Origin of the sequence: Martinezella lusitana (assembly GCF_010668395.1) — a bacterium.
Classification (GTDB): domain Bacteria; phylum Pseudomonadota; class Alphaproteobacteria; order Rhizobiales; family Rhizobiaceae; genus Rhizobium; species Rhizobium lusitanum_A.
Genome location: NZ_WUEY01000049.1, coordinates 1 through 11,648, shown reverse-complemented (window position 1 = coordinate 11,648; position 11,648 = coordinate 1). Strand labels below are relative to the sequence as shown.

Annotated in this window: 9 protein-coding genes and 3 pseudogenes; 1 reads left to right on the top strand and 11 read right to left on the bottom strand. The window is 58.0% G+C overall.

Translation table 11 applies throughout. From position 1 onward, the window contains the following. A pseudogene (locus GR212_RS36280) lies at positions 1–136 on the top strand (S-(hydroxymethyl)glutathione dehydrogenase); the annotation flags it as partial. A 334-nt stretch (positions 137–470) separates the two neighbouring features. On the opposite strand, the pseudogene GR212_RS36275 reads toward GR212_RS36280, so the two are convergent. The 11 genes and pseudogenes from GR212_RS36275 to GR212_RS36225 form a co-directional block, all read right to left on the bottom strand. Then, positions 471–734 (bottom strand): annotated as a pseudogene (locus tag GR212_RS36275) (helix-turn-helix domain-containing protein); the annotation flags it as partial. Between the two features lie 115 nt (positions 735–849). After that, positions 850–1,836, bottom strand: a complete 987-nt coding sequence (locus tag GR212_RS36270) for a GlxA family transcriptional regulator (RefSeq protein ID WP_163994913.1) — start codon at positions 1,834–1,836, stop codon at positions 850–852. 26 nt (positions 1,837–1,862) lie between these two features. Next, positions 1,863–2,861 carry a 4-hydroxyproline epimerase gene (locus GR212_RS36265; RefSeq protein WP_163994911.1) on the bottom strand — a complete coding sequence of 333 codons (999 nt, stop codon included), beginning with the start codon at positions 2,859–2,861 and terminating at the stop codon, positions 1,863–1,865. Between the two features lie 17 nt (positions 2,862–2,878). Further along, complete coding sequence (locus GR212_RS36260) at positions 2,879–3,736, bottom strand: ABC transporter permease (RefSeq protein WP_163994909.1); 858 nt, start codon at positions 3,734–3,736, stop codon at positions 2,879–2,881. Beyond that, a pseudogene (locus tag GR212_RS36255) lies at positions 3,733–4,583 on the bottom strand (ABC transporter permease). The gene GR212_RS36260 and the pseudogene GR212_RS36255 overlap by 4 nt, the downstream one beginning before the upstream one ends. 14 nt (positions 4,584–4,597) lie before the next feature. Further along, entirely contained in the window at positions 4,598–5,689 is a 1,092-nt protein-coding gene (locus GR212_RS36250) for a quaternary amine ABC transporter ATP-binding protein (protein WP_163994907.1), read from the bottom strand. Between the two features lie 87 nt (positions 5,690–5,776). Further along, a complete protein-coding gene (locus GR212_RS36245; protein WP_163994905.1) occupies positions 5,777–6,628 on the bottom strand; it encodes a glycine betaine ABC transporter substrate-binding protein in 852 nt (283 codons plus the stop codon). A 78-nt stretch (positions 6,629–6,706) separates the two neighbouring features. Then, the gene (locus GR212_RS36240) at positions 6,707–8,053 is read right to left on the bottom strand and encodes an NAD(P)/FAD-dependent oxidoreductase (RefSeq protein WP_163994902.1); all 1,347 of its coding nucleotides are present in this window, start codon (positions 8,051–8,053) and stop codon (positions 6,707–6,709) included. Next, a complete protein-coding gene (locus GR212_RS36235) occupies positions 8,050–9,567 on the bottom strand; it encodes an aldehyde dehydrogenase (RefSeq protein ID WP_163994900.1) in 1,518 nt (505 codons plus the stop codon). Before GR212_RS36235 ends, GR212_RS36240 begins: the two co-directional genes overlap by 4 nt. Continuing rightward, a complete protein-coding gene (locus tag GR212_RS36230; RefSeq protein WP_163994898.1) occupies positions 9,560–10,471 on the bottom strand; it encodes a dihydrodipicolinate synthase family protein in 912 nt (303 codons plus the stop codon). Before GR212_RS36230 ends, GR212_RS36235 begins: the two co-directional genes overlap by 8 nt. Further along, a complete protein-coding gene (locus tag GR212_RS36225) occupies positions 10,468–11,178 on the bottom strand; it encodes a GntR family transcriptional regulator (protein WP_163994915.1) in 711 nt (236 codons plus the stop codon). Before GR212_RS36225 ends, GR212_RS36230 begins: the two co-directional genes overlap by 4 nt. Positions 11,179–11,648: the final 470 nt, after the last annotated feature.

Below are 11,648 nucleotides of genomic sequence, written 5' to 3'. Positions count from 1 at the left end.
GATCGTCGACTGGTACATGGAGGGCAAGATCATCATCGATCCGATGATCACCCACACCATGCCGCTCGAGGACATCAACAAGGGCTTCGAGCTCATGCACTCAGGCGAAAGCATCAGAAGCGTGGTGCTGTACTGACATCGAGCAACCGTAGCTGGAAGCTTGTTGGCAATCCAAGTGATGAATAAGCGCGCAACCAGCGTTCAGCAAAGACGCCGGTCTCGCGATCAGCGGCTTAAACATGAACAGCCTTCAGGCACTGGGATATAGTCATAACTCGCGAGCTGCCAAATGCGCCCGCAGTCGTTTTATTCGCCCCATCCTCGGCAACTGTGATCTTCACATAGGCGATGACGGCAACGCAACTTCCTGCCACGACCCGGCTTCGGCATCGTCCCTCACCATGCACCCAAGGACGAAATCAGAGCAGTACAACAGACAGCCGCATCTGTTCGAGTGACTAATAAGGGCCCAACTTCTCAATGACCTTACGCCACAGTTGCGGATAGCGTCTGAGCTTGCGCAACCACCGCCGGCGTTCCTTGGCAATGTTATCGGCAACCGTTGAGAAATAGCGGCTATATTCAGGAAGCTCGTGGTCGCGAAGGGTATTACGCCGAATCTCACGATAGATGGTCGAGCGGTGACGTCCGAGCAGGCGAGCTATTTCATTGATCAGGACCTTGCGCTCGACTGGGTGCTGAAGGCGACGACGATCGGCAGTTGCTGATAGAATCGGAAAATGTCAAAATTTCCGTGGGGAAGCGGCTGCAATCATGGGCATTTTGCGCCCGGAAGTAGAATCTAACCTTGAGAATCGCAGAAGGTGTCGCGTTAGATATGCAGAGCACTCAGGCATGCGCGCGACGCAATTCCGTGGGCGATTGCCCAAACACCCTTCGGAAGAGCCTCGCAAAATGGGAAGCGCTGCCGAAACCAACTTCAATGGCAATTTCGATGAGGGGCGCCTGCGTCTGCAGAACCAGATGCTTAGCGCGTTCCATGCGGATGCGCGTGTAGATCGCTCCGGGAGACGCTTTCATCTCTTCCATGAACAGACGCTCAAGCTGTCGTCGAGACAGGCCGACGGAGGCTGCAAGATCTTCCGTCGGCACCACATTTTCGATGTGGCTCTCCATGGTGATGAGCACGGCCTTCAGGCGCGAATCTTGACATTGAATGGCAAGCGGCTTGCGCGGCTGTATGTCCAGCCCGGATCGCGCCCGCTCGATTTGCAGCACTTCCAGCGCGTTTCGCTCGGCATCTATACTGATGTGACGCCTGACGAGGAAGGCCGCCATATCGGCCGCGCTGCTTCCTCCGGCGCATGATCCGCGGCTCCGATCGAGATTGAACAGACGGTCGGAGCGAACGGGGTTGTCGGGAAACTGCTCCCGGTACACCTGGTAGTGAAGCCAGCTGACACAAGTCTGGTGTGTTTTCATCAGGCCCAGGCGCGCTAGAATGAACGTACCTGTGCAAATTCCGATCAGCGGGATTTTCTGGCCTGCCGCCTTCCTGATATACTCGGAGGTTTGATTGTCGATTGTGATATCGGGCTTCAAAAGCCCGCCCACCACGACGATATAGTGGAACTCGCGCGGGTCGATAAAGTCCGATGTCGGCGCGACCTGAACGCCACAGCTAGAGGTAATGAGATGCCTGGTGCTGCCCAGTACGTGCCAATCGGCCAGCACTCGACCGGACTTGTCGGCCTCGTCGCTTGCCAGTCTCAACGTATCGACAAACAACGCAAATGCGGAAAGCGTAAAGGATCGCGCGAGGATAAATCCGACTTTCAGAGCGCCGTATTTCGATTCATCTTTGACGGACTTCATTGACCACCCTCGCTGACGAGGCCCCTTTACTTCATCTGGAAACCATAAGCCAAGGGGTCGCGGTCGTCGACGAAGATCGTGTTATGGCCGATGATCCGCGCCCAGCCACCGACGCTGGGTTTAATGCCCTCGAAGTGCCGGATGGTCGCTTCGGCCTCCACGCGTCCCTCGAATATCGTGCCGATCAAGCTCTCCTGTCGGAAGGTTTCACCAACTTTCAACCGACCCTTGCCATGCAGTTGCGCCAGGCGCGCCGAGGTGCCGGTGCCGCCGGGGGATCGATCTATCGCCTTGTCGCCATAAAACACCGCGCCGCGACCATCGGCATTGTTGCTTGTTGGCGCATCGCACCATATCACATGGTGTACGCCCCGGATTCTTTCGTCCTCCGGATGAACCGGATTGCAAATCGGACCAAGTGTATCCCGCAATCTCCTGCTGATGTCGGCGACGTCATCGTTTGACATACCGTCCAGCCCAGGCCAGTGCTTCTGCGGTTCGACGACAGCGTAAAAATTCCCGCCATAGGCGACGTCTATCGTCAGGGCGCCCTGTCCCGGCACATCGACCTCGACATCCGCCGCATGAAGATAGCTGGCGACGTTGAACATACGGACGGCATTTACGAATTCGCCGGGCTTGTCGTATTCGACATCCACCTTGCCGGCCGGTGTTTCGATTGACAGCTTGCCGGGAATGCGCGGCCTGACGAGACCTTCCTCGACCGCCGCCGTCACCAGGCCGATGGTCCCGGCTCCGCACATGGGCAGGCATCCGCTGACTTCGATGAATATCACAGCAAAGTCACAGTCCTCGCGATAGGCAGGATAGATCAGCGCGCCCGACATAATATCATGTCCACGCGGCTCGAACATGAGCGCCCGTCGGATCCAATCGTAGTCGCTGATGAAAATTTCACGACGCTCAGCGATTGGAAGATGCGGAAGCAACGGCCCGCCGCCGGCGACGAGCCGCACCGGATTGCCGCAGGTGTGGGAATCGATGCAGAAGAAACTGTGTCGCATTTAAGCTGTCTTTCCGCTTAGGCGCTCTTTGCCGGTGAACGGGTGCTTCGCTGCAGTGCGCCCTTTGACAACCTGTCGAGCAGGATCGCGATGGCGACGATGGCAAGCCCGGCTCTCAGTCCGAGGCCCATTTCCATTCGGGTTAGACCGCGCGTCACCTCAGCTCCCAGGCCACCGGCTCCGACGAGCCCGGCAAGGACGACCATGGCCAGCGAAAGAAGAATGCACTGGTTCAAGCCTACGAGCAGAGTCGGCATTGCAGACGGTACTTCGATCTTGAGCAGGATCCAGCGCGGCGGTGCGCCGGTAGCCTGGCCCAGTTCGAGAAGATCTTTCGGCACCTGATTGAAAGCCAGCGTCGTAAGACGGAGCATCGGCGGCACGCCGTAGATGATCGTTGCAATGATTGCCGGAACGCTGCCCAGGCTGAAGATCATGACGGCCGGGATGAGATAAACCCACGGCGGCACCGTTTGCATGATGTCCAGAAGCGGCCTTATGGCAATTTCGAGGCGCTTGTAACGCGATGCGAGAACGCCGATCGGAAAGGCAATCAGGACCGAAACTGTGACCGATACCGTGACCAGCGCAAGCGTCTGCATGGAGGCAGGCCAGAGACCTGCCAGGAAGCAGAAGGCGAGTGCGAGGGCAGTTACCACCGCGCTTTTCACGTTGACAAGCAGGGCGACGAGAAGGACTGCGGCGAAGATGACCACATAGGCAGGTGGGTAGAGCAGGGCGGATTCCAGGAACCCGAGTACTGTCTCGATCAGCTTGGTAACGCCTTCGAAGAACGGATGGAAATTGGTGTTCAGCCAGTCGACGACAGGGGCAAAATACATGCCCGGCGACAACCGAAAGAGATCGGGGTTCATCTTGTCTCCCTCTTTGCGCGGTGGGCCGCATTCTGCGTCAATCTGTCGAGCACCATCGTCAATATGACGATGGCAATTGCTGCATTGATCGAGGTGGCCATATCGAGCGTGCGTACCGCGCTGTAGATTGTCTCGCCAAGGCCCCCGGAACCGACGATGCCTGCGATCACCACCATGCCGAACGCCATCATCAGGCTTTGATTAATACCGACCATGACGCTCGGAATTGCAAAGGGCAGCCGAATTTTCATAAACATCTGCCATGGCGTCAGGCCGCTCGCCTGGCCCAGTTCAATGAATGCGGGTGGAGTCATGCGAATGCCCAGCGCGGTCAAACGGATCGCCGGAGGCATCGCCACGATGAACGTCGCAATGAGCGCGGTCGCCGGGCCGAAGCCGAGAAGCGCTATTGCGGGAAGGAGGTAGATATAAGGTGGCAGCGTCTGTATGAGATCGAGGATCGGCTCTAGGAGCCGATCAAACCATTGCACAAATCCCGCGATAATTCCGACAGGGATGCCGACCGTCAGGGCGAAGATCGTCGCGGTGGCCACAAGTGCGAGTGTACTCATGGTTTCGTTCCAAAGTCCCATAACTGCGCAGAAAAGGAGCGCCAATCCGGCGAGAAAGCCGGACACGGCGTTGATCAGCCGCCATCCGAGCAGCGCGCCGATGATTGCGGTGACATAAAATGGCGGCAGTTGAAGGAGCCAGAGAACGCGCCGTTGTAGGTTCCTTCCAGTGCAGTCCGCAAAGGATCGAACAGCCAGTCGCCGTTGTCGCTGATCCAGCCCAGCACATTGTCGGTCCAGGCATCGAATGTATCCGCAATGACCGAGATGTCCATTTTCGTCCGTCCTCTCAGGCCGTCATATGCTGCTGCGCCGGGGAGCCGGCGACAGCCCAAAGCATGCTGCGGGTGGTAACGACGCCGACGATGGAACCATTCTCCACCACTGCCAGGGCATCGCGCTCAGTGTTCATCGTAAGATTGATGAGCTCGCCGATATCCGCCTCGGGAGTGGTCTTCGGGAGCGTGTTTACGTCGTATTGCGGCTGCAGCGACCTATATTCCGCGACCGTCTGCATCACCGAATGCGCCTTGACGAGATGAACTCTCGATATACCCGCCACGAACTCGGCGACATAATCGTCGGCCGGACGAGTCACGATCTCTTCTGCCGTTCCGACCTGAACGATGACGCCGTCCTTCATGATGGCGATCCGGTCGCCGATGCGGATGGCCTCCTCGAGATCGTGAGTGATGAACACCGCAGACTTGCCCAGCGACTTCGTCAACTGCCGAAACTCGTCCTGCAACTGACGACGGATGAGGGGGTCAAGCGCGCTGAACGGCTCGTCCATCAGAATGATTTCGGGATCGGCTGCCAGTGCGCGCGCCAGTCCGACGCGCTGCTGCATCCCGCCGGACAATTCCGAAGGATATCGCGAGGTCCAGTCGGAAAGGCCGACCTTGTCGAGCGCGGCGCGGGCCGTCTTGTCGCGCTCGACTTTCGAGACGCCACGGACCTCCAGTCCGAACCCGGCGTTCTCAAGAACAGTGCGATTGGGCAGAAGCGCCACGCTCTGGAACACCATGCCGATATTGCGTGCGCGCATGTCGCGCAGTTCGGCGGCGTTCAGCCTGGCAATTTCCCTGCCCTTGATCGCAATCCTGCCAAGACTTGGTTCGATCAGGCGATTGAGAAGGCGGACCAGGGTTGATTTGCCGCTGCCCGAGAGGCCCATGATGCAGAAGATCTCACCGCGGCGGACCTGGAGATTGGCATCGCAGACACCGACGACGCAGTTGAACTCCTGAAGCACCTCTTTCTTGGAGAGGCCGCGCTCGGATACTGCTTTGACTGCGGCCGGAGCACGAGCGCCAAATATTTTCCAGATATTCTGACAGTCGACCAAGATCTCAGCGGTATTATTCCCTGCGGTATTCATCGCGTTCCCCTTATGCCGATCTGACGCCGGTCTGTTTCCTTTGTTAGAGGGATGCGGGTCGCATCGAACGGCGACCCGCGGCTTTCATCATTCGCCTTTAATGCTTTCCCAGCGCTTCAGGAGTTCGGCGTGGGCATCGGTCCAATCCTTGACGGCCTGATCCATCGTCTTGCCGTCCTTGACTTCGGCGTTGATCGCCGTGATGTCGGCAAGAGGCACATAGACGCTGGCAATGACTTCACGAGCATGCGGATTGTCGGCGGAGAACCCCTTCTTGCCGATCCAGTAGTATCCCTGCGGCGGCGGGAACACGGCTTTCGGATCCTTCAGGAACTTGACCGGGTATTTCTGCATCATCCAGGACGGTTCCCAGATCGCAACCGCGACCCATTCCTTGCGGTCGATCGCCGACTTCAGAGCAGCAGTCATGGCCGCGGTGCTGCCTTCGATAAGCTGCAGCTTCAGATCGTACTGCTTGACCGCATTGGCGGCGTCGCGCATCAGGCCGGAACCGGCCTCGATCCCGACGATCTTGCCGCCGAACTTGTCGGCATTGTCATTCAGTTGGTCGAGGGAATCGATCGTCACGTAATTGGGAACTGCAATTGCCTGATAAAGGCCGTGGGAAACCGGTGAAATCTTCTCCAGACGGCTTTTGTTCTTGTCCCAATAGTCATGAGCGGCATAGTCTATCTGAGAAGCGAGGATTTGAACGTCCCCCTTGGTAAGGGCGGCGTAGGCGATGCCCCACTCGGAGAACGGCAAGACCTTCACGGTGTAGCCGGAATCCTCAAGTACCTTCTTGGTAATTCCCGTGATTGGAGTGAGATCCTCCCAGGACATGGTTCCAATCGTGATTGTCTTTTCTTCTGCCTGAGCAGACATGAAGCTCAACCCGAACATGGCCGCTGCGCAAAGCGCCGTCCAAAAAGCCTTCATTCTATTTACTCCTAGTTTTCGTTCCCATTCTTGTTGAAGATCTGAGGTTGCTCAGTCTTCAGATTGCGCGGCGACGGATCATCCCTCGCGGCCTGCACGCAATTCCTGCCAGCGGATCACCGAATTAATGCCGAGCCATGCGAACGGTTCTGGTGGCAACCGGGACGGCGCGGCCTGATCCATGAATTGTTCGAGGTTCCGGGAGCCTGTTCCCGTTGCCAGTTCGGCGGCCATCATGCCCGCCAATGTACTCTTGACGGTGCCGAGCCCGTTTTCGCAGCACGCTGAATAAACCCCTTCATCGATCTCGCCGAAAGCGGGCACATGGTTCCGACTCAGGCAGAGGCGTCCGGCCCAACTATATTGAAAGGGGATGTCCTTGAGTCCGGGAAACCGCGCATCGAGGGAGCTTCTGTGCTCCTCTGCCATCTTGATCATCCGGCGATCCGACACAGTGATCGTCGTTTCGTAGGTGTACTTGGTGCGAATGACGATACGTGACTTGCCGCCCGATGTGATCTTTCGCACCGTTGCCCCCATGGCATCGGCGGGAAGGAGCGCCCACCTGTCCCGGCCGGTAACGTTCCGGCCGAAGTTGTCGGCGGCGAAGGGCGCGGTCATCGAGGCGTAAGCAAAGATGTGCATCAGGCGGCCACCGAAATGGCCGAAATCGTCGATATGGCCGTTCACTCCGAGAATGACTTTCGGAGCCGTGACCTTGCCGCGAGCGGAAGTGGCGACCCATGTCCCATTGTCGCGCGTCAGGGCCGTAACGGGCGAGCGTTCGAAGATGTCGATCCTGCGCGAAAGCGCTGCCGCAAGTTCGCGAATGTAGTCGGCCGGCTGGATCAGCACCGCGCCCGGCGTATAGAGGCCGCCGAGGTAGTAATCGGAGCCGGTCATCTCACGCATTTCGGCGGCGTCGAAAAACGTGTGTTTCTCGCCCGCGTTTCTCAAGGATTGGCCGAAGCTGACGTTCAGTTTCATGCCGCGCGCAGTCGCGGCGGCGTTGATCTTGCCAGCCGGGTCAAACGTCTCGGCCGACATGCCATATTCGTCCGCGGCGTCAATTGCAAAGGCGATTGCAGCCCGATTTCGGGCCATTTCCAAACGAGTGGCATCCAGGTTGCCCCTTGAATATTCGCTCGACGAAAGGTTATGTGGAACGTCGATCATGAAGCCGGAATTCCGGCCTGACGTCCCTTTGCCGACCTCGCTTGCATCGAGCACGACGATTTTGTCGCCGGGCCGCAGCTGGAGGAGCCGGCGCGCCGCCGAGAGGCCGGCAAAGCCAGCGCCGATGATCAGCCAGTCCGCCGTCACGTTGCCTTCGAGGCAGCGGGCCGGGAACGACCGGCGACTGATCGCTTCCCAGCCAGAGATGCCGTTTTCTGCCGGCAAACGCCTGACGGACTTTGCGATCATTGGATCGTCTCGTCGACCGAGCGATCCGATACGTCGATCCAGATCGTCTTCAGTTCGCAATAATTATCATGCGCGAAGATTGATTTGTCACGCCCGCCGAAGCCGGACTCCTTATAGCCGCCGAAAGGCGTTGTCACGTCGCCCTCACCGAAGCAGTTGACGGTCACGACACCTGCCCGGATTTCGCGCGAGAGCCGGATCGCCTTCCTCAGGCTGCCGGTATAGATCGATGCGGTCAGGCCATAGTTGGTGTCGTTGGCAAGCGTAATAGCCTCGGAAAGGGTTTCAAACGCCGTCACGGACAGGATCGGCCCGAAAATCTCCTCCTTGAACAACCGGCTCGACGGGGTAACCCCGTTGATGACCGTCGGTTCGATATAGATGCCCTTGTGCGACTTGCCACCATAGGCCACCGAAAGGTCTTCGGTCTTTACGTCGTCGAGAAACGACGAAACCTTCTCAAAATGGTTCTTGCTGACGAGGGCGCCAATGCGGTTTTCAGGGTCGAGCGGATCGCCGGTCTTCCATTCACGCATGTAGGCGCCGATGCGGTTGAGCAATTCGTCCTTGATCGTGGACTGTACGATGAGACGCGAAGTCGCTGAGCAATTCTCGCCCATATTCCAGAACGCGCCGTTCACGACCTGCTCGGCGACGAGGTCCAAATCCTCCGCGTCTTCCAGGACTACGGCCGGGTTCTTGCCGCCGCACTCCAGAACGATCTTCTTGAGGTTGGAATCCGCAGCGTAACGCAGGAAGCGCCGTCCGGTCGGCGTCGATCCCGTAAAGGCTACCATGTCGATGCCCATATGCAGTCCGATGGGTTCTCCGACCTCCTTGCCGCCGCCGGTGACGACATTGAAAACACCCGCTGGAATGCCGGCCTCATGGGCGAGTTCGGCCACACGCAGCGTAGTCAGCGTCGTTTCCTGCGCGGGCTTGACGATCACGGAACATCCGGCGGCGAGTGCCGGACCGATCTTCCAGGCAAGCATCAGGAGCGGAAAGTTCCAGGGCAGCACGCAGCCGACAACGCCGATAGGTTCGCGCACGACCATGGTCAGCGCATTGGAGCCGACTGGCGCGGTATTGTCGTAAAGCTTGTCGATCAGTTCGGCATGCCAGTGGATAGTATGTATCGTCTCTGGAACATCCACCGTCTGGCACTCGCGTATGGGCTTGCCGCTATCGAGGCTTTCCATGACGGCAAGTTCGTGGCGATGCTCTTCAAGCAGCCTGGCGAACTTGACGAGCGTGGCTTTCCGGTCGCTGGGCGATTGCAGACGCCAGCGGCCGTCCTCAAATGCATCTCGCGCTTTCGAGACTGCAAAGTCGACATCGCGCGCGTCACAAGCTGCAATCTCGGCTAGCGTCTCGCCGGTGGCCGGGTTCGCCGTCTTGAATGTCTTGCCCGAATTGGATGGACGGAAAGATCCGTCTATAAAGGCGTTCGCGGGAAACTGCAGGCTCGAGGCGATCGCCTTGTACTCGGCTGCGGTCAAGGGTTCATGCATGATTGGCTCCCGACGTAATCTGGGCGACCGTGCGCTTCAAGGTGGCGACGACAGTCTGGAGGGTTCGCTTTTCTTCCGAGTTCAATCCGCGCAGCGGCGCGCGCACCGGGCCCGCCTTAAGGCCGGCGATCTCGCAGCCATACTTGATGGATTGCACGAACTTTCCGGTTTCGAGAAAATCCATGAGCGGCAGCATCGCCGTCATAATCGCGCGGCCTTTGTCGAAGTTTTTCTCGATCACGCAAGCCTCATAAAGGGCGACGTGTTCGCGCGGGAGGAAATTGGAACCCGCGCAGACCCAGCTTTTCGCACCCCAGGCAAAGAATTCGAGTGCCTGGTCATCCCAACCGCACGAGACTGCGATGTGAGGATACTTCCTGGCCAGGAGATGGAGGTTTGCCATCTCGCCGGAGCTTTCCTTGATCGCCTTCACGTTCCTGGACTTGCCGACGCGGGAGAAGTATTCGTCTCCCATCATCACGCCCATGCGGGCAGGGTAGTTGTAGAGCATGATCGGCAGATCGGCAGCCCGATCGATCGTCAGCGCGTGAACGGCATTTTCCTTCTCGGTCGGCAATGCGTAGGGTGGCGATGTCACGAGGATCGCATCCGCTCCGATTTCTTTCGCCGCGGCGGCATAGACAACCGATTCTTCAGTCCGTGTGGCGCCCGTGCCGATGATCAGGGGCAAGCGGTTTCCGATGATCTGCCTGGCATAAGCGGCAAGGTCGAGCCGCTCCTGCATGGATTGGGCATAGTATTCGCCCGTCGAGCCACCGATGATGATGCCGTGTATCCGGGCCTCGACGAGGCATTCCAGGACTGCGGCAAACCCGGCTTTATCAATTTGGCCGTCCTGCCCAAGCGGCGTGATCGCCGGCGTGTAAATGCCTTCGAAATTCAAGACGATTTCTCCATGGATGCGAGGGGCACTTCGACGAGCGCGTCCGCCTTCATTCCCTGCGGCGCGATGAACATTTCCATGTTCTCGCGCGATAGTTCCCAATGCTCGAAAACCAGATCTACGACTGTGTCTTCGTCGTGCCGTGCTATCGCTTCGATGAAGCCGTCGTGGTGCTCCACGGCAAGTTCAAGCCGCTCGCGCATGTCGTCATTCTTAGGTCGGAAAAAGGTGTGGCCAATCCGCGCATGGTCGATCAGCAAGCGACCCAGGCTCGGTTGCAGATAGGCGTTGAACGACATTTCGCCAATAATTTCATGGAAGCGATTGTTCTCGAGCACCATGGCGAGAGCGTCGCCGGACGTGCTTGCGGATCGAAATCGATCCTGTGTTTCCTTGAGATCGACGAGTTGCTTCGGTTTGAAGTTTTGAACCGCAAGCCTGCCGATCGCAGCGTAGATCATCGGTGCCACCAGGAAGAAGTGTCTGAGGGTCTGATGGTTCATTGGGCTGACGCGCGCGCCGCGGTTTGCCCGGATGTCGATATAGCCCTCGCCTTCGAGGCGGCGGAAGATTTCGCGGACGGGCGTACGTGAGAGACCATATTGCTCGCTAAGAGAGGCTTCGTCCAAATCCTGATCGGGATCGAACTCCATTGTTAGAATTTGACGTTTGAGATCGTCATAAAGACTGTTTTTCCCGCCCTTCATCGCGATGTCCTCCTCGAGATTTTGCAGGACTTGAGCCATCGGTCCCTGCCAATGAGGGAAAGGTCGCACAAGCTGATCGAGGAGTCAATTGGATTGTATATCATGCGTACACAATAGATGTTTTGTAGAAATACAATTATCGACCGATTGTTATCGCCTCAATCGAAGAGAAATCGAGCTTGGTCGCGTCGGAAGGTTATGGTCCGTGGTGGTCCGGCGCCGCTTTGGTCCTTTGAAGACGGGCACTCGGAGCTTACGACCGGCGTGGCGCCTGTGGATTTCCGGTGAACATATCGAGTTGAGACGTCATTGCGCATCCAACCAAAAGGATGCGCAGAGTTTCACGGGGAGGTCTCCGCATGAAAAGTCCTTGGCCGAGCCTTTGAACTCATACCCACCGATATCGACCGCCGGACGTCGGATGCTGGCTGCGACCGAACTTTGTCGCATGTGCATCCGTCATGGCTCAT